The sequence below is a fragment of the Pseudomonas sp. PAMC 29040 genome (genome assembly GCF_003994535.1).
GTDB classification, from domain to species: domain Bacteria; phylum Pseudomonadota; class Gammaproteobacteria; order Pseudomonadales; family Pseudomonadaceae; genus Aquipseudomonas; species Aquipseudomonas paraversuta.
In genome coordinates this window covers 64,914-83,030 of the sequence record NZ_RZAA01000009.1, presented here as the reverse complement: position 1 = coordinate 83,030, position 18,117 = coordinate 64,914, and the positions used below count along the sequence as shown (strand labels likewise).

General features: G+C 57.8%; 17 protein-coding genes. 6 read left to right on the top strand and 11 right to left on the bottom strand.

The window, feature by feature from the left end; translation table 11 throughout:
- Window positions 1–17 precede the first annotated feature (17 nt).
- The 7 genes from WG29040_RS16945 to gloB form a co-directional block, all read right to left on the bottom strand.
- Entirely contained in the window at window positions 18–1,628 is a 1,611-nt protein-coding gene (locus WG29040_RS16945) for an ABC transporter ATP-binding protein (RefSeq protein ID WP_010655835.1), read from the bottom strand.
- A gap of 1 nt (window position 1,629) precedes the next feature.
- A complete protein-coding gene (locus WG29040_RS16940; RefSeq protein WP_003441380.1) occupies window positions 1,630–2,649 on the bottom strand; it encodes an ABC transporter permease in 1,020 nt (339 codons plus the stop codon).
- A gap of 1 nt (window position 2,650) precedes the next feature.
- Window positions 2,651–3,724, bottom strand: coding sequence for a microcin C ABC transporter permease YejB (locus WG29040_RS16935; protein ID WP_003441381.1), 1,074 nt, complete (start codon window positions 3,722–3,724; stop codon window positions 2,651–2,653).
- On the bottom strand, window positions 3,725–5,566 hold the full coding sequence (locus WG29040_RS16930) for an extracellular solute-binding protein (protein WP_003441382.1): 1,842 nt from the start codon (window positions 5,564–5,566) through the stop codon (window positions 3,725–3,727).
- Window positions 5,563–7,392: an extracellular solute-binding protein gene (locus WG29040_RS16925; protein ID WP_127196569.1), complete on the bottom strand. Its 1,830-nt coding sequence runs from the start codon at window positions 7,390–7,392 to the stop codon at window positions 5,563–5,565. Before WG29040_RS16925 ends, WG29040_RS16930 begins: the two co-directional genes overlap by 4 nt.
- A 157-nt stretch (window positions 7,393–7,549) precedes the next feature.
- On the bottom strand, window positions 7,550–8,950 hold the full coding sequence (locus WG29040_RS16920; RefSeq protein WP_029612344.1) for a transglycosylase SLT domain-containing protein: 1,401 nt from the start codon (window positions 8,948–8,950) through the stop codon (window positions 7,550–7,552).
- 98 nt (window positions 8,951–9,048) lie between these two features.
- Window positions 9,049–9,828 carry a hydroxyacylglutathione hydrolase gene (gene gloB / locus WG29040_RS16915; RefSeq protein WP_003441385.1) on the bottom strand — a complete coding sequence of 260 codons (780 nt, stop codon included), beginning with the start codon at window positions 9,826–9,828 and terminating at the stop codon, window positions 9,049–9,051.
- A 119-nt stretch (window positions 9,829–9,947) separates the two neighbouring features.
- Between gloB and WG29040_RS16910 the strand changes: the two genes are divergently transcribed.
- The 4 genes from WG29040_RS16910 to WG29040_RS16895 all read left to right on the top strand — a co-directional run bounded on the left by WG29040_RS16910 (window position 9,948) and on the right by WG29040_RS16895 (window position 12,612).
- Entirely contained in the window at window positions 9,948–10,706 is a 759-nt protein-coding gene (locus WG29040_RS16910) for a class I SAM-dependent methyltransferase (protein ID WP_003441386.1), read from the top strand.
- Between the two features lie 85 nt (window positions 10,707–10,791).
- Window positions 10,792–11,244, top strand: a complete 453-nt coding sequence (gene rnhA, locus WG29040_RS16905) for a ribonuclease HI (RefSeq protein ID WP_003441387.1) — start codon at window positions 10,792–10,794, stop codon at window positions 11,242–11,244.
- Window positions 11,237–11,995 carry a DNA polymerase III subunit epsilon gene (gene dnaQ, locus WG29040_RS16900; protein ID WP_003441388.1) on the top strand — a complete coding sequence of 253 codons (759 nt, stop codon included), beginning with the start codon at window positions 11,237–11,239 and terminating at the stop codon, window positions 11,993–11,995. Before rnhA ends, dnaQ begins: the two co-directional genes overlap by 8 nt.
- Window positions 11,996–12,039: 44 nt before the next feature.
- Window positions 12,040–12,612: a GNAT family N-acetyltransferase gene (locus WG29040_RS16895; RefSeq protein ID WP_127196568.1), complete on the top strand. Its 573-nt coding sequence runs from the start codon at window positions 12,040–12,042 to the stop codon at window positions 12,610–12,612.
- A gap of 55 nt (window positions 12,613–12,667) precedes the next feature.
- On the opposite strand, the gene WG29040_RS16890 is transcribed toward WG29040_RS16895, so the two are convergent.
- Window positions 12,668–13,579, bottom strand: a complete 912-nt coding sequence (locus WG29040_RS16890; protein ID WP_003441390.1) for a LysR substrate-binding domain-containing protein — start codon at window positions 13,577–13,579, stop codon at window positions 12,668–12,670.
- 95 nt (window positions 13,580–13,674) lie between these two features.
- A complete protein-coding gene (locus tag WG29040_RS16885) occupies window positions 13,675–13,914 on the bottom strand; it encodes a hypothetical protein (RefSeq protein WP_003441392.1) in 240 nt (79 codons plus the stop codon).
- A 196-nt stretch (window positions 13,915–14,110) separates the two neighbouring features.
- Between WG29040_RS16885 and WG29040_RS16880 the strand changes: the two genes are divergently transcribed.
- The gene (locus WG29040_RS16880; RefSeq protein ID WP_003441395.1) at window positions 14,111–14,671 is read left to right on the top strand and encodes an NADPH-dependent FMN reductase; all 561 of its coding nucleotides are present in this window, start codon (window positions 14,111–14,113) and stop codon (window positions 14,669–14,671) included.
- A 78-nt stretch (window positions 14,672–14,749) separates the two neighbouring features.
- On the opposite strand, the gene phnX is transcribed toward WG29040_RS16880, so the two are convergent.
- Together phnX and WG29040_RS16870 are read right to left on the bottom strand one after the other, a co-directional pair.
- On the bottom strand, window positions 14,750–15,577 hold the full coding sequence (gene phnX, locus WG29040_RS16875) for a phosphonoacetaldehyde hydrolase (protein ID WP_127196567.1): 828 nt from the start codon (window positions 15,575–15,577) through the stop codon (window positions 14,750–14,752).
- 69 nt (window positions 15,578–15,646) lie between these two features.
- A complete protein-coding gene (locus tag WG29040_RS16870) occupies window positions 15,647–16,756 on the bottom strand; it encodes a 2-aminoethylphosphonate--pyruvate transaminase (protein WP_060781811.1) in 1,110 nt (369 codons plus the stop codon).
- 115 nt (window positions 16,757–16,871) lie between these two features.
- Between WG29040_RS16870 and WG29040_RS16865 the strand changes: the two genes are divergently transcribed.
- Complete coding sequence (locus WG29040_RS16865) at window positions 16,872–17,744, top strand: LysR substrate-binding domain-containing protein (RefSeq protein WP_010655826.1); 873 nt, start codon at window positions 16,872–16,874, stop codon at window positions 17,742–17,744.
- Window positions 17,745–18,117: the final 373 nt, after the last annotated feature.

Below are 18,117 nucleotides of genomic sequence, written 5' to 3'. Positions count from 1 at the left end.
GTTGTTCCTCTATCAGGTTAATCGACAGCCACTGGCGCCAAAAAGGCGGCTTCCAGCAGCTGCTGTGTATATGGATGTTGCGGTGAGGCAAAGATATTTTGCGCATCACCCTGTTCGACCACTTGGCCATGCTTGACCACCATCAGTTGGTGGCTAAGCGCTTTGACGACAGCCAGGTCATGGCTGATAAACAAATACGTCAGGTTGTACTTGGCTTGCAGCGAGCGCAACAGCTCAACCACCTGGCGTTGTACGGTCCGGTCCAACGCGGAGGTTGGCTCGTCCAGCAGAATCAACGCCGGTTTTAAAACCAGTGCCCGGGCAATGGCGATTCGTTGCCGCTGCCCGCCTGAAAACTCGTGAGGGTAGCGGTGCCGGGTTTCCGGATCCAGACCTACTTCGCGCAAGGCTTCAATAATTGCCACTTCCTGTTCTTCAGCGGTGCCCATGCGATGAATACGCAAACCTTCACCGACAATCTCGCTGACGCTCATGCGTGGGCTGAGACTGCCAAACGGATCCTGGAACACCACCTGCATTTCCCGCCTCAGCGGTCTGACCTCCTGGCGGGAAAGACAGTCTAGCCGTTTGTTTTCGAAACGGATCAAACCCTTGCTGGCAATCAAACGCAAAATCGCCAGGCCCAGGGTCGACTTGCCCGATCCGCTTTCTCCCACAATGCCCAGGGTCTGTCCCTGTGGCAGGCTGAAGTTTATGCCGTCGACCGCTTTGACGTAATCCACCGTCTTGCGCAGGAGTCCCTTTTTGATCGGGAACCAGACTTTCAGGTCCTCGATTTCCAGCAATGGCGGCCCCGCAACCGTATCGGCCGGGCCTCCGCTGGGCTCTGCGCTAAGCAGTTCCCGGGTGTACGGATGCTGTGGCGAACGGAACAACTGTTCGCACGATGCCTGTTCGACGATTAAACCGCGCTGCATGACACATACCCGATGCGCAATTCGTCGAACCAGGTTCAAATCGTGACTGATCAGTAACAGCGCCATCCCCAGGCGGGCCTGCAATTGCTTCAGCAATTCCAGAATTTTCAACTGCACTGTAACGTCCAGTGCCGTGGTGGGTTCGTCTGCGATCAGGAGTTCGGGTTCGTTCGCCAGGGCCATGGCGATCATCACGCGCTGGCGCTGGCCGCCTGAGAGCTCGTGTGGCAGCGCTTTGAGGCGTTTGTGGGGCTCGGGTATGCCAACCAGCTCCAGCAGCTCCAGGGTGCGCAGGGTGGCTGCCTTGCCGGTTAATCCCTTGTGAATGCCTAGCACTTCATTGATTTGTTTTTCAATGCAATGCAACGGGTTCAGAGAGGTCATGGGCTCCTGGAAAATCATGGCAATGCGATTGCCACGAATATGCCTGAGCTTTTTCTCCCCCAGCGTCAGCAGATCCTCGCCGGCATAGACGATGCTGCCCGTGGGATGGCGGGCCAGGGGGTATGGCAACAGGCGCAGAATCGAATGCGCGGTCACCGATTTGCCCGAGCCGCTTTCGCCAACCAGCGCCAGGGTTTCGCCGCGCCTGATATCGAAACTGATGCCTTGCACTACACGATGGGGTTGTTCAGCGCTGACAAACTCGACGGAGAGATCACGCACTTCGATCAGATTTTCCTGCGTCATCTCATTTCCTCGGGTCGAAAGCATCGCGAGCGGACTCGCCGATAAACACCAGCAGGCTGAGCATGATGGCCAGCACGGCGAAAGCACTGATGCCCAGCCATGGCGCTTGCAGGTTGGACTTGCCTTGCGCCACCAGTTCGCCCAGCGACGGCGCGCCGGGGGGCAGGCCGAAGCCCAGAAAGTCCAGCGCGGTGAGGGTGCCGATGGCGCCGGTCAAAATAAACGGCATGAAAGTCATGGTCGAAACCATCGCATTGGGCAGGATATGTCGGTACATGATCGCAATGTCCTGCATGCCCAGGGCCCGTGCGGCGCGCACATATTCCAGATTGCGTCCGCGCAGGAATTCGGCGCGTACCACATCTACCAGGCTCATCCATGAGAACAGCAGCATGATCCCCAGCAGCCACCAGAAGTTCGGCTGGACGAAACTGGCGAGAATGATCAGCAGATACAGCACCGGCAAACCTGACCAGATCTCAAGAAAGCGCTGACCGGCGAGGTCGATCCAGCCACCATAAAAACCCTGCAGGGCTCCCGCGATCACGCCAATGATCGAACTCAAAATGGTCAGTGTCAGGGCGAACAGCACCGAGATCCGGAAACCATAAATCACCCGCGCCAATACATCGCGGCCCTGGTCATCGGTGCCCAGCCAGTTCTCGGCGGAAGGCGGGGCCGGTGCCGGGACTTTCAGGTCGTAGTTAATACTCTGATAGCTGTACGGGATGGGCGGCCACAAGACCCAGGCGTCTTTCTTGGCCAGCAGTTCACGGATATAGGGGCTCTTGTAGTTGGCTTCGAGGGGGAACTCGCCGCCAAAGTCCGTCTCCGGGTAACGCTTGAGTGCCGGGAAATACCATTCGCCGTCGTAATTGATTACCAGCGGTTTATCGTTGGCGATCAGCTCAGCACCCAGGCTGAGTCCGAATAGAAGCACAAAGATCCACAGCGACCACCAACCACGCTTGTTGGCCTTGAAACGTTCAAAACGTCGCCGATTGAGAGGGGACAGTTTCATCTCAATGCTCCCTGCTTTCGAAGTCGATGCGCGGATCAACCAGGGTGTAAGAGAGGTCTCCGATCAGTTTCACCAGCAGTCCGACCAGGGTGAAGATGAACAGGGTGCCGAAGACCACCGGGTAATCGCGATTGATCGCCGCTTCGAAACTCATGAGTCCCAGTCCGTCCAGCGAGAAAATCACTTCGACCAGCAATGAACCGGTAAAGAAAATCCCGATAAAGGCCGACGGGAAGCCGGCAATTACCAGCAACATGGCATTGCGAAACACGTGGCCGTAGAGCACCCGGTGGTTGGTCAGGCCTTTTGCCTTGGCGGTGACTACGTACTGTTTGTTGATTTCATCCAGAAAGCTGTTTTTGGTCAGCAGGGTCATGGTGGCGAAGTTGCCGATCACCAGGGCTGTGACGGGCAAGGCCAGGTGCCAGAAATAATCGAGAATCTTGCCCCCCAGACTCAGCTCGTCGAAGTTGTTGGAGGTCAGGCCCCGTAACGGAAACCAGTCCAGATAGCTGCCGCCGGCAAACACCACGATCAGCAGGATGGCAAACAGAAAGGCCGGAATGGCGTAGCCCACAATGATGGCCGAACTGGTCCAGACGTCGAACTGGCTGCCGTGTCGCGTGGCCTTGGCAATGCCCAGCGGGATAGACACCAGGTACATGATCAGCGTGCTCCATAGACCCAGCGAGATGGAGACAGGCATCTTTTCCTTGATCAGGTCGATGACCTTGGCATCCCGGAAAAAGCTCTCGCCGAAGTCCAGTCGGGCGTAGTTCTTGATCATGATCCACAAGCGCTCGGGGGCGGGCTTGTCGAAGCCGTACATCTTTTCGATTTCCTGGATCAGGGCCGGGTCCAGCCCCTGGGCCCCGCGATAGTTGGAGCCCGCCACCGAGACTTCGGAGCCACCGCCCGCAATGCGGCTGGTTGCGCCATCGAAGCCTTCAAGTTTGGCGATCATCTGTTCAACCGGCCCCCCGGGTGCGGCCTGGATGATGATGAAGTTAATCAGCAAAATACCGAGCAATGTCGGAATGATCAGCAGCAGTCGCCTGAATATATACGCCAGCATTTAAGGCTCCAGGTTTGCACTTTTGGTTTCGGTTGGAGTCGCGGGTTTGGTGTCAGGCTTTGCCCACCACGTAGTGGTTCCAATGTCGTACAAGGGGGTGACGGCGGGATGGCCGATATGATTTGAATAGGCCACGCGCCAGGTTTTGATGTGCCAGTTGGGAATCACGTAGAAGCCCCACTGCAAGACGCGGTCCAGAGCGCGGGCGTGATTGATCAGGCTTTGACGCGATTCAGCGTTGATCAGCCCCTCGGTCAGCTGGTCAATGGCCGGATCTTTGAGACCTATGAAATTGCGGCTGCCGGGTTTATCGGCGCTCTGCGATTCCCAGTACTCGCGCTGCTCGCTGCCAGGGGAGCTGGACTGCGGGAACCCGCCGACGATCATGTCGAAATCCCTGGAGCGCAGGCGGTTGAGGTACTGGGAGGTGTCAACCCGACGAATTTGCAAATCGATGCCCAGGTCGCTGAGGTTACGTTTGTAAGGCAGCAGAATTCGTTCGAACTCGGTTTGCGCCAGCAAAAATTCGATTTTTACCGGCTTGCCCTGGGCGTCGACCATCTTGTCGTCGACAATCCGCCATCCGGCGTCCTGCAACAATTGATAGGCACGGCGCTGCTGGTCGCGAATCATGCCGCTGCCATCGGTGACCCCAGGGTTGAACACGTCGGTAAACACCTGGTCGGGGATCTGGCCGCGCAAGGGCTCCAGAATGGCCAGTTCTTCGGCCGTGGGCAGTGCTTTTGCGGCCATGTCCGAGTTTTCAAAAAAACTGTTGGTCCGTGCGTAAGCGCCACTGAACAACTGTTTGTTGGCCCATTCAAAGTCGAACAGCAGGCTCAGCGCCTCGCGTACCCGAACGTCCTGAAACATGGGCTTGCGCAGGTTGAAGATAAAACCCTGCATGCCTGTGGGGTTGTGGTTGCGTATTTCTTCTTTTTTCAAGCGTCCCTGAGTGAACGCCGGGGCGTTGTAGGCGCTGGCCCAGTTCTTGGCGCTGATCTCGAACCAGTAATCGAACTGCCCGGCCTTGAGTGCTTCAAAGGCAACGCTGTTGTCACGGAAGTAATCGACGGTAATCGTGTCGAAGTTGTACAGCCCTTTGTTGATCGGCAGATCCTTGCCCCAGTAGTTTTTGTTCCTTTCGTAACGAATTGAGCGCCCCGGCTTGATCTCGCTGATGGTGTAGGGGCCGCTGCCTACCGGGATTTCAAGATTACCCTTGCCGAAGTCCCGGTTTTCCCACCAGTGTTTGGGAAGGACGGGAAGTTGACCAAGGATCAGTGGCAACTCGCGGTTCTTGTTGTGCTTGAACGTGAACTTCACCTGCAGCGGGTTTTCCGCGATGGCCTGGTCAACATCGCTGTAGTAGCCCTTGTACAGCGGCGAGCCATTTTTCATCAGGGTATCGAAGCTGAACACCACGTCTTCGGCGCGAATCGGATGACCGTCGTTGAATTTGGCTTCGGGGCGCAGGTAAAAGCGCACCCAGCTGTTGTCCGGCGCTTTCTCGATCTTTTCGGCGATCACGCCATAGGCGGTGAAAGGTTCGTCCAGGCTTTGCCGGGCCAGCGTGTCAAAGGTCAGGTCAATGTCATCGGCCGGCACGCCTTTGTTGATAAAGGGGTTAAGGCTGTCAAAAGTACCCAGCGCCGATTTTCGGAAGATGCCGCCCTTGGGGGCATCCGGATTGACGTAATCCACATGCTTGAAGTTGGCCGGATATTTCGGTGGCTCATCGTAGAGCGTCAAAGCATGTTGCGGGGCCGCCAGTGCCGCGCAGGCAAGACTCGCCAGCAGCATGGCGCAGAGAGGTTTGAGCAACGTACGCAAAGGCATCATCGGGTTTTCTCCGTAGGCTTGAGCCACCACGCGCTAAGGCCCAGGGCGTAGGGCGGCGTAGTCACGAAGGCGAACCGGTTGCGGTACGCCAGGCGGTGATAATTCAAATACCAGTTAGGAATGCTGTAGTGCTGCCAGAGCAGGACGCGATCCAGCGCCCGGCCTGCGGCCAGTTGTTCTTCGCGGGTCTGGGCTGCCAGCAGGCGTTCGAGCAATTGATCGACCACCGGGTTCGCCACGCCTGCATAGTTCTTGCTGCCTTTGACATTGGCCTGGCTGGAATGGAAGTACTGCCACTGCTCAAGTCCGGGGCTCAGGGTCTGATCCAGGGTCATCAGGATCATGTCGAAGTCGAATTGATCCAGGCGCTGTTTGTATTGAGCGCGGTCCACGGTGCGCAGCCGGGCATCGACCCCGATACTGGCCAGGTTCTCCACGTAGGGTTGCAGGATGCGCTCAAGGTTGGGGTTTACCAGCAGTATTTCGAAGCGCAGCGGTTTGCCATCTATATCGAGCAGGCGCTGTCCGGAAAGTTTCCAGCCACCCTCGGCCAGTAAACCCAGTGCCTGGCGCATGGTGTCCCGGGGAATGCCCCGGCCTCCGGTCTGCGGCAGGCCAAAGGCCTGGCTGAACAGTTCTGGCGGCAGCTGACTGCGCCAGGGTGAGAGCATCAGCCACTCATGTCCTTGTGGAATGCCGCTGGCCGAGAACTCGCTGTTGGGGTAGTAACTGGCGGCGCGCTTGTAGGCACCGTTGAACAGCGTGCGGTTGGTCCATTCAAAGTCGAACATGAGGCCCAGGGCCTCACGGACTTTTGCCTGGGCAAAGGCAGGACGCCGGCTGTTCATGAACAAGCCCTGGGTTTGCGTCGGGATCTGGTGGGGGATTTCGGCTTTGATCACCTCGCCGCGACGGACGGCCGGGAAGTTATAGCCATTGGCCCAGTTCTTGGCCTGGTGTTCGATATAAATGTCGAACTCGCCCGCCTTGAATGCTTCGAAGGCCACATCGCTGTCGCGGTAGAACTCCACTTCAACCCGGTCGAAATTGTATTTTCCGCGATTGACCGGCAGGTTGGCCCCCCACCAGTTTTTGACGTGCTCAAACACCAGTTGCCGGCCGGGTGTGACCTTGGTGATGCGATAGGGGCCACTGCCCAGCGGCGGTTCGAAGGTGGTGGCTTTAAAGTTGCGGTTTACCCAGTAGTGCTGTGGCAGGACGGGTAATTCACCAAGTCGCAGAATCAGCAAGGGGTTGCCCGCGCGCTTGAACACGAAGCGAATGCGCTTGGGCCCCAGGATGTCTACGCGCTGGACTTCCTGAAGGTTGGTCCGGTACTGCGGATGGCCTTCTTTGAGCAGCAGGTTGTAGGAAAACGCTACGTCGTAGGCGGTGATGGGCGTTCCATCGTGAAAGCGGGCTTCCGGGCGTAGGTTAAACACCACCCAGCTGCGGCCTTCGTTGTACTCCACCGATTGCGCGATCAGCCCGTAGCTGGAAGTGGGCTCATCGCCGGAGGGGGCGTATTGGCCAGTCCCGGCCATCAGGGTTTCGTTGAGCTCGTTGACCCCGTACTGCAGGAAATTTGCGGTCGATACCGGGCTGGTGCCCTTGAAGGTGTAGGGGTTGAGCGTGTCGAAGGTTCCAAACGCCATGACCTTCAGCGTCCCGCCTTTAGGCGCGTCAGGGTTGACCCAGTCGAAATGGGTAAACGTGGCCGGGTACCTGAGGGTGCCGAACTGCGCATAACCGTGGCTTTCACTCAGGGTTGCGCTTGCGGGGAAGCTCAAGGCCAGGCCGATTAATAACGGGAGGAGGGGTCGCATCAAGGCAAGAGATCCGATCCAGGCGTTGGGCTTAGGGTTTCCGTACAGTAACAGCTTGTATCTGTGGGAAAAAGGCCACTCTGGAAAGCACTGCGGGCAAGCTGCTTCTTACATATCTGTAGGAAACAGCTTGCCCGCAATATTGCCAGTCAGGAGCTTAGCGAGGTTTGGAAACCGTCAGCATTTGCCCTGGTTTCAGGGCTTTGGCGCTGCTCGGGTTCCAGCGCTTGAGGTGCTGCATTTCAACGTTGAAACGCTTGGCAACGATGTACAGCGAGTCGCCTTTTTTAACCTTGTATTGCGTCGGTTTTTTGCCTGCCGGTTTGCGTGTGTCTTGCATGACCAGAATCTGGCCGACCTTGAGGTTGTTGCCGCTCAATTTGTTCCAGTGCTGCAGGTCTTTGGCATTGACCTTGTTGGCCTTGGCAATCAGCGTCAGGTTGTCGCCACTCTTGACCCGGTACTTACGGTTAAGCCGGGTTGGTGAAACGCTTGCAACGTTGTCAAATACCGGCTTTTTAGGGCGCAGGCTGATCAACTCTTCAGGGTTGAGGTTGGACAGGCTGGCGGTCAGCAGTTGCGCTTTGGAAGTGGGTACCAACAAGTGCTGCGGGCCGTCGATGGTGGCGCGCTGTTTATAGGCCGGGTTCAGCTGGAACATCTCGTCTTCGTCGATCTCGGCCAGCGCTGCCACGCGTGACAAGTCCATGGACTGTTTGATTTCGACCATTTCGAAGTAGGGTTCGTTGGCGATGGGGTTCAGGTTGATGCCATAGGCCTCAGGGGCCATGACCACCTGAGACAGTGCCAGTAATTTGGGCACATAGTCTTTGGTTTCCTGCGGCAGGGGCAGGTTCCAGTAGTCAGTAGGCAACCCCAGTTTCTGGTTGCGCTCGATGGCCCGGCTTACGGTGCCTTCACCGGAGTTGTAAGCGGCCAGTGCCAGCAGCCAGTCACCGTTGAACATGTCGTGAAGGCGGTTAAGGTAGTCCAGCGCTGCGATGGTGGAGGCCGTAATGTCGCGGCGACCGTCGTAGGCACGGGTTTGACGCAAATTGAAGTAACGGCCTGTCGAAGGAATGAACTGCCAGAGCCCGACTGCATTGGCGTGGGAATACGCCATCGGGTTGTAGGCGCTTTCGATGGCTGGCAGCAGCGCCAGTTCCAGCGGCATGTTGCGCTCTTCGAGGCGTTCAACGATGTAGTGGATATAGAGGCTGCCGCGCTCTCCGGCGTTTTCGAGAAAGGACGGGTTGCTGGCAAACCACAAACGCTGCTGTTCAATGCGCGGGTTAACGTTCTGACCGTCTTGCAACTTGAAGCCCTGGCGCATCCGTTCCCATACATCTTGCGGGGCAACGGGGCTAGGTTTTTCACTGAGCCAGAGAGGCTCCTGAGGAATACGTTTGGTGATTTTCAGGCTGGCGCGTTCGGTTGGCTGAGCCGAATGGTCCATGGATTGGCAGCCCGCGAGAATGGCAGAGACAGCCACCGCGATAGCTTTGACCAAGCGCGTCAATGCGTCTGAATTGATGGAGTTACCTATAGATGACGACATTGGCTAGAAGATAGTTCAGGCAAAAATGTCGGGGGATTCTAGAAAGCAGGGGAGACGCGGTCAACTGTTCAGAATTTTTGTGCCAACCGCGACCCTGTTTAGAACTTATCTTTCCAGCTGCGCAAGCTGGCAAAGACCGCACTGGGCGAGTCATTGTCACGGGAATTCCACTCGTCAGCTTTTTCTTTAACGGATGTTTCATTGACCCGCAGAAACGGATTGGTGAGCAATTCGAGGGCAATACTTGATGGCAGACTGATGTGACCTGTTGCCCGCCATTCGGTGACTTGAGCGATTCGCGCGGCAATATCCGGGTTGCCAGGCTCTACCGCCTGGGCGAAGCGCAGATTGCTCAAAGTATATTCGTGGGTGCAGTACACCGCCGTGTTGGCGGGCAGTGCGGCCAGCCGGCTCAGGGACTGGTGCATCTGTTCGGGGGTGCCCTCGAACAGCCGGCCGCAACCGGCGGCGAACAGGGTATCGCCACACAGCAATATCGGCGCCGCCTGGTCAGCGTGATAATAGGCAATGTGTCCCAGGGTATGGCCGGGCACGAGCAGAACCTTGAACGTCAGGCCCAGGATTTCGATTTGATCGCTGTCGTTGAGTGCCACTTGTCGGGACGGGATGGTCTCGAGTGCAGGTCCCCAGACCTTCGCGTTAGTGTGCTCGTGAAGCTGGGCAACACCCCCCACATGGTCGAAGTGGTGATGGGTCACCAGAATGTCGCTTAGCACCCAGTCCGGGTGTCGGGCCAGCCAGGCCAGAACAGGCGCGGCGTCACCCGGATCGACCACGGCGCAACATTTGCGGGTCATGTCCTGTAACAACCAGATGTAGTTGTCGCTGAAGGCGGGCAGGGCGTCGATCTGTAACATGGTGCAATTCCCAAGTGCGAAACAATGGCGCATCTTAGGGGTTGTTGCCGGTTCATGGCGAGCCACGATGTACAGCAGCCCCGGGTTTGGTAATAGGCATATGGCGAGTTGGAGGAGCAATGACCGATAAAGCATTGGCTCAGGCAGATCCTGAGTGGCTGGAGCTGATCAGTTCAGCCCGAGAGTGGTTGTCCAGCCCCCTTGGACAAGTGCTGCTCAACGATGAGCAGCGGGTTCTCGAGGAGGAGCTCGGGCGCTATTTCGGCGGTTATCTGGTGCATTACGGCCCTGGCGCCGACACCCCGCCCAAGGCGCCGCAAGTGCAACGCAATGTACGCCTGGGGGCGCCCCTGCCCGGTGTCGAAATCATTTGTGAAGAACAGGCCTGGCCTTTATGTGAGCACGCCGCCGATGTCGTGGTGTTGCAGCATGGCCTGGATTTCTGTCTGTCGCCCCACGGCCTGTTGCGTGAAGCGGCCAGTAGCGTGCGTCCCGGCGGCCATTTGTTGATTGTCGGTATCAACCCCTGGAGCGGCTGGGGATTGCGCCATGTATTCGCCAAGGATGCCCTCGGCAAGGCTCGTTGCATCTCACCTTCGCGAGTGGCCGACTGGCTGAACCTGCTGGGCTTTGCGCTGGAGAAACGCCGCTTTGGGTGCTATCGTCCGCCGCTCGCATCGAAAGCGTGGCAAAGCCGATTTTCAGGCTGGGAGCGCAAGGCCGGTAGCTGGCAATTGGCCGGTGGCGGCTTCTATGTATTGGTCGCGCGTAAAATGGTGGTGGGCTTGCGTCCCGTCAATCCGATGCGCAGAGAGCCGATGGGCAAGCTGATCCCCTTGCAGATGGCCAAGGTCAATCGGCGTCACACTGAACCTTAATTAATGTCAGGTCGGGTTTGCCCGGCCTCAGGTGCTGCTGATCCTCGATTGGCAGGCCAAGGCAGCCTTTTCTGGATAGTTTGTAATGAGCGATAGCGTTGAGATGTTCACCGATGGTGCCTGCAAGGGCAATCCTGGCCCGGGCGGCTGGGGTGCTTTACTGGTCTGCCAGGGTGTCGAAAAAGAACTCTGGGGTGGCGAACCCGCTACCACCAACAACCGCATGGAGCTGATGGCGGCCATTCGTGGCCTTGAAGAGCTCAAGCGCCCCTGTGAAGTGTTGCTGGTGACCGACTCGCAGTACGTGATGAAAGGCATTACCGAGTGGATGGTCAACTGGAAAAAACGCGGCTGGAAAACTGCGGCCAAAGAACCGGTTAAAAATGCCGACCTGTGGAAGTTGCTCGATGAGCAAGTCAATCGTCACACCGTGAAGTGGCAGTGGGTACGCGGGCATATCGGCCATTATGGCAACGAGCGCGCCGACCAGCTGGCCAATCGCGGGGTGGACGAAATGAGGGGCATCAAGCATGCGTAGTGTTGTTCTCGATACTGAAACCACCGGTATGCCGGTTACCGATGGCCACCGGGTGATCGAGATCGGTTGCGTCGAGTTGATGGGCCGCCGTCTGACCGGCCGGCATTTTCACGTGTATCTGCAACCCGATCGTGAAAGTGACGAGGGCGCAATTGGCGTTCACGGCATTACTAACGAATTTCTGGTGGGCAAGCCCCGTTTCGCAGAAGTCGCCGACGAGTTTTTTGACTTCATCAAAGGCGCGCAACTGATCATTCATAACGCCGCGTTCGACGTGGGCTTTCTGAATAACGAATTTGCCCTGATCGGGCAGACCGACCGCGCCGACATCACCCGCCATTGCACTATTCTCGACACCCTGGCCATGGCGCGAGCGCGTCATCCGGGTCAGCGCAACAGCCTGGATGCCTTGTGCAAACGCTATGGCGTCGACAACTCGGGGCGTGAACTGCACGGCGCACTGCTCGACTCCGAGATTCTGGCGGACGTTTACCTGACCATGACCGGTGGCCAGACCAGCCTGTCGCTGGCCGGTAACGCATCTGACGGTAATGGTTCCGGCGAAGGTTCAGGCAACCAGGCCAGCGAAATCATCCGCTTGTCAGCCGATCGCCAGCCTGGCCGGATTATCCGTGCAAGTGAAAGCGACCTGGCCGAGCACGCGGCTCGTCTGGAGGCTATTGCCAAGTCTGCGGGTGGGCCATCGCTGTGGGCCCAGCTTCTCGAAGCCAAAGAACAGACACTGCAATAACCCCGTTTGACGCCGGGGCTATTGCGCACGAAGAAGGATTTTTCATGTACCTGGTTATGAATCCAAAGGACCCGGAAGTCTCTGTGCGTTTGGCCGATGAAGGCTTTGCTCCCTACGTGTGGGGCAATGATTTCAGTTTTGACGTCTGTGCCTATGCCCGTGTCGACCAACATAAAAAGGTCGAGCACTGGCCATTGGATACGATCACGCCTTACCGCAAATGCTACGGGATTGACCCTGACGAATTCGCCAGCTACCGCGGGGCGCCAGACAGTGCGATCTTCATGGCGTATCTGGACAACCAGCCGGTCGGCCATGTTGTGGTCAGCACCAACTGGAACGGTTTTGCCCATGTCGATGAACTGGCTGTCGCCGCCTGTGCCCGGCGCCATGGTGTGGCCAAGTCATTACTGGGCGTGGTCAGGTTCTGGAGCCTGAAGAAAAAACTGCCAGGCATCATGCTTGAAACCCAGAACAACAACATTGGCGCCTGTCGGCTGTATGAGCGCTGCGGGTATCAGGTGGGGGGTATCGATCATCTGCGTTATCGAGGCATTGACCCGCTGACCCGCGAGGTCGCGATTTTTTGGTATCTGTTGTTCGAAAACAACTGCTGACGTTGCAGGAACTGATTTGCCGGCGACGGGATCGCCAGCAAGATGCACGATTCGATTACAGCGCCATCAACCCCTGATCAGCCAGCAAGGCTTCGGCCTTCTGCCGCACGATATCGAACAATGCCTGCAACGCCGGGGCTGGCTCCGAGCCCTTGGGAGTCAGTGCATACAGGGTCACCGGGATCGCAGGCGAGAGCGGGCACACGTCCAGCCCGCCGGCTTTGGCACCCGCAGCGGTAAACGGGTCGACCAGGGCCAACCCTTCGCCAGCCTCCACCATGCTGCGCAACATCTGATAATTCTGAACCTGAATCTGCACCACGGGTGCCGGGCGCAAGGCTTGCAGCTTGCTGTCCAGCACGCGGCTCAGCGGGTCCTGGTGTTGCAGGCCAATCATTGCCTGGCCTGCCAGATCTTGCAGACCTATGTATTTTTGCTTGGGGGATAACCAGCCGTGGGGGGCCAGCAACTGCACCTTGCCCTGGGTCAGCTTGAGGCAATCAATGCCCGGTTGTTCAGCCGGGTGCAGGCTGAAGCCCACATCGCATTCGTCCATCAACAAGCGGCGCGCGATTTCGCCGCAGGGCGCGCTGCTCAAGGTGCTGGGCGTATCGGCAATGCGCCGTCGCAGCAGTGCAATGCTGTAGGGCAGCAGGGTCTGGGCCAGTGTTTCGCTACAGGTCACGCGCAATACGGGCTCCTGATGCTGGCGCAAGGCGTCGGCAAGCCGGCGTAGTGGCTCGAAGTCCAGGTACAGTTGATTGGCGAGGGGTTGCAGCAGAAGGGTTTCGCGGCTGGCCTGCAGCCGTCCGCGTACGCTGGCAAACAACATGAAGCCGAGCTGTTGCTCGGCCTCATGCAGCGTGGCACTGAGGGTGGCCACTGGCATTTGCAGCAGCTCGCCAGCATGGTCGAGGCTACCGGTCTGCAAGATGGCCTGAATCACTTCGATATGGCGTAAGCGCATGCGTGAAGTCCATGTTCAGCGGATGAGGTTTCAGCGTTGTGAAGCCTGACCCAAGTCTCATCCTGTGACTTCAGCGGTATGCCGAGTGCAGCAGGTTATGCAGGGATTACAGGGACTACAGGTGCGACATACTCGGTTTCGCGAATCAGAATGACGCCCGACTGCACCAGTTCGAAGTTGTCGTCATCAGTCTTTTTGACGCGATCGCCAATAGCCAGTTTGTACGTTGTTACGGGCTGGTCGCCTGTTGCTTCTAAATTTTCAAACTCATGCACGGAATAGACACGACCTTCCGCGTCCCTTGCATGAAATTGCCCAACGAGAACTGCAGCCATTTGTAGAGAACCTCTGGAGATAAACACCCAATTTGCGGTTCTGTAGACCGTTGATCAGTAGGGGAAGTTTAACGATTTGGAAAAAATAGTCCGTCTACTTTACAGGCTTGCAAGCCGATAAGGTGAACCGGGGTGCAAGAAAGGCTTCCGATCATCTATAACTAGTCTTCCTATCGCCAGACTCTCGAGGTTTTTTATGAGCAAGGTCTACAACGTTGCAGTGTTGGTCGGCAGTTTGAGGAAGGATTCCCTTAACCGAAAGGTGGCCCTGGCGCTCGCAGAACTGGCACCGGCCCAGCTGAAACTGAAGATTGTAGAGATTGGCGAACTGGCGCTGTACAGCGAAGACATTGATGTGACGCCGCCACCTGCGTCTTACACGACCTTTCGCGATCTGATCCGTCCGGCCGATGCCGTACTGTTTGTCACTCCTGAGTACAACCGCTCGGTCCCCGGGGTATTAAAAAACGCCATTGACGTCGGGTCCCGGCCTTATGGTCAAAGCGTATTCAACGCCAAGCCGGGAGCCGTGATCAGCGTCTCGCCGGGGGCGATCGGTGGCTTCGGGGCCAACCATCATTTGCGCCAGTCGCTGGTATTTCTCAATGTGCCGTGCATGCAACAGCCAGAAGCCTATCTGAGCGGAGCAGGTGATGCGTTTGATGCGGCGGGCAAATTGTCCGAGAAAACCCGGCCATTTTTGCAGAAGTTCATCGACGAATTTGCCAAGTGGGTCGAACAGCAGCACAAGGTCTGAAGCTTTAGACGCGCCGACCTGCAAATAAAAAACGCGGCAGACCTGGTCACAGGCTGCCGCGTTTTTGTTTCTGCAGACTCAGCTGCTTTGTGGCATCTCGCCATTGGCCAGGCGCTTGTTGATATCGGCAATCACGTCCGGCAGATCACTGATGGTGTCGATCATGTAGTGCGGGCGTGAGCCTTCGAACAAGGCGTGGATGCGTTTGCGTTCGCTGGCCAGGGTTTGCGCGTCGAGCGCCTTGTACTGCTCGTAGGTCAGGCCCAGGGCGTTACCGGAGCACACCAGTGCCACCGTCCACATCCCGGCCCGACGACCTTCGAGGATACCCGGAACGGTGTCATCGATCTTCACGCAGGCACCCACATCGTCGATACCCAGGGCAATCACGTTGGCCAGTGCCTGGGCCGGCCACGGGCGACCGTTGGGAACTTCGTCGGTGGCAACGACGTGGTCGGCGATGTAGCCGTTGGTTGCGGCCAGCTCGACCACCTTGGCCATCACTTGTGCCGGATAGCCCGAGCACGAACCGATTTTGATCCCTTGCTGGCGCAGCTCGGCAATGGTTTCCAGAGCGCCGGGAATCAGTGCCGAGTGGTCAGCGATCTTTTCGATTTGCAGTGGCATGAAACGCTCATAAATCGCGGTCACATCTTCGTCGGTGGGTGTGCGGCCAAATACTTTTTTGTAACGCTCGGCGACCTGAGGCTGATCGCACAGGGTGCGGATGTGATCCCACTTGCCCATGCCCATCGGCCCGCGGGCTTCTTCGATGGAGACCTGGACGTCGAACTCGCCGAAGGCTTCGACAAAGATCTGCGTCGGAGCGAACGAGCCGAAGTCGACCACGGTGCCAGCCCAGTCGAGAATGGCGGCCTGAAGTTTGCTCGGATTGGTGTAGTTCATGTCAGTAAGTCCTGTATGAGCAGCCGTGGCCGCACGCAATAATTAGGTTGGTTTTGAGCGTTGCGAACTTCAGATTTCCTGCACTTCCATTTCCTGCAGCACCTGGGCCACAGCGTTCACCGCGGCTTGCATTTCGGCCTGATTGACATGGCCGATGCAGCCCACACGGAAGGTTTCGACCTGGGTCAATTTACCCGGGTACAGGATGAAACCCTTGGCCTTGACGCGCTCGTAGAACTCCTTGAACTGATACCGCGGGTCTTTCGGCGCGTGGAACGTGACGATGATCGGAGCCTGGATTGACTCTGGCAGGAAGCTGCGAATGCCCAGTGCGGCCATGCCGTCGAGCAGCACCTGGCAGTTGTCGGCGTAGCGCCGGTGACGCGCCGGCAAGCCACCTTCTTCGTTGTATTGCAGCAGGGCTTCATGCAAGGCGGCGACCACGTGGGTCGGCGGGGTGAACCGCCATTGTCCGGTCCTGGCCATGTAGGCATGCTGGTCTTGCAGGTCCATTGCCAGTGAGTGGGAGTTACCCGTTGCGCCAGCCAGTGATTCTTTGCGGGCGAATACGAAGCCCATCCCCGGTACGCCTTCCAGGCATTTGCCCGAGGCCGCGATCAGCGCATCAAAGGGTACTTTTTGTGCATCGACGGGCAGGGCACCGAAAGAACTCATGGCATCGATAATCAGACGTTTGCCATGTCGGGCAATAACTGCAGCAATTTCCGGCAGCGGGTTAAGAATCCCGGTGCTGGTTTCGCAATGAATCAATGCCACATGGGTGATGCCCGGATCGGCCTGCAGCAGGCGTTCAACGTCAGCGGCAGTAGTGGGCTGGTCTTCGGCTGTTTCAAAGGTGCTGAAACGCCGGCCCAGAACTTCACAGATTTTTGCCAGGCGTTTGCCGTAGGCGCCGTTGATCAGGACCAGAACGTTGCCATTGCGTGGCACCAGTGTGCCGATTGCGGCTTCGACGGCGAAGGTGCCGCTGCCCTGCAAGGGCACGCAGTGATGACTCCCGGCGCCATTGATAATGGCCAGCAGTTGCTCACAGAGGCTGGCGGTCAGCTGGTTGAAGCTGTCATCCCATGAACCCCAGTCGACCATCATCGCCTGGCGGGTACGCGCCGAAGTGGTCAGTGGGCCAGGGGTCAGCAGGATCGGCGCGACAGTACTCATTCTGGTTTCCTCACAAGCTTTGGGATGGCTACTGGATACACGGCATAAGTTGCAGTTTGAGTTGATATCAATCAAATTGTTTATTGTTATGCCAGTCATCAGTGAGACTTATGCGATGAATTTGTTCCAGCTCCGTGCGTTTGATGCTGTGGCCCGTGAGGGCAGTTTTACCCGCGCCGCGGCCCGATTGTTTATCAGCCAGCCGGCGGTGACCGGGCATATCAAGACCCTTGAGGAGCACTATCAAATTACCTTGCTGCGGCGTACTGCCCGGCGTGTGGAACTGACGGAGGAGGGGATAAAGCTGGCGGCCATCACCCGTGCCATGTTCGGTTTGGTGGATGAAGCGCAGGTTATGCTTGAGGCTAATCGCCAGTTGCTCACAGGGCGGCTTGAAGTGGCGGCGGACGGTCCGCACATGGTCATGCCGATGCTGGCAAGCCTGCGGGCGCGTTACCCCGGGATCACCGTCAACTTGCGTCTGGGAAATGCTCAGGAAACCCTGGCTGCCCTGCTTTCAGAACACGCCGATGTGGCGGTGCTGACGGAGGTTGAACCGCGTAAAGGGCTGACTTTGCGGGCACTCGGGGAGTCCCGGATTTGTGCCCTGGTGCCGGCCAGTCATCCATGGCTGGCGCTGGCGGATGGCATCGACATTTCCCTGCTGGACCAGGTGATCATGGTGTTGCGTGAGCCCACCTCAATCACCCGGCGCACCTTTGATGAGGCATGCGAGGGCGTCGGCGTGACACCGCGGGTACTGCTGGAGCTGGATAGTCGCGAGGCGGTGACCGAAGCCGTGGCGGCACAGTTGGGTATCGGGATCGTGTCGTCGCTGGAGGTCAGCCATGACCCTCGCGTACGAGCGGTGCCGATCAACGGGGCCGGATTGCTCAACCGGCACATGCTCGGCTGCATGGAGCGGCGCGCCGGATTGCGGCTGATCAAGGCGTTTATGGAACTGGCCCCGGCATTTGAAACGGTCTGACACCTCGTGGGAGATCCCTTGTAGGAGCGAGCTCTTTGCGGTGGTTGAAAAGCTCGCGAGACAAGCTCGCTCCTACAAATGCAATTGCAACCTCCTGCATGGGGTGCCTGCCGGCCTGGACGGAGAAAGCTGCGATCTGCCTTGTCTCCCGCATCTCTGCACGGCACAAATCCCGTAGGAGCGAGCTTGCTCGCGAGCTCTTTGCGGTGGTTGAAAAGCTCGCGAGACAAGCTCGCTCCTACAGATGCAATTGCAGCCTTATGCATGGGGTGCCTGCCGGCCTGGGCGGAGAAAGCTGCGATCTGCCTTGTCTCCCGCATCTCTGCACGCACAAATCCCATAGGAGCGAGCTCTTTGCGGTGGTTGAAAAGCT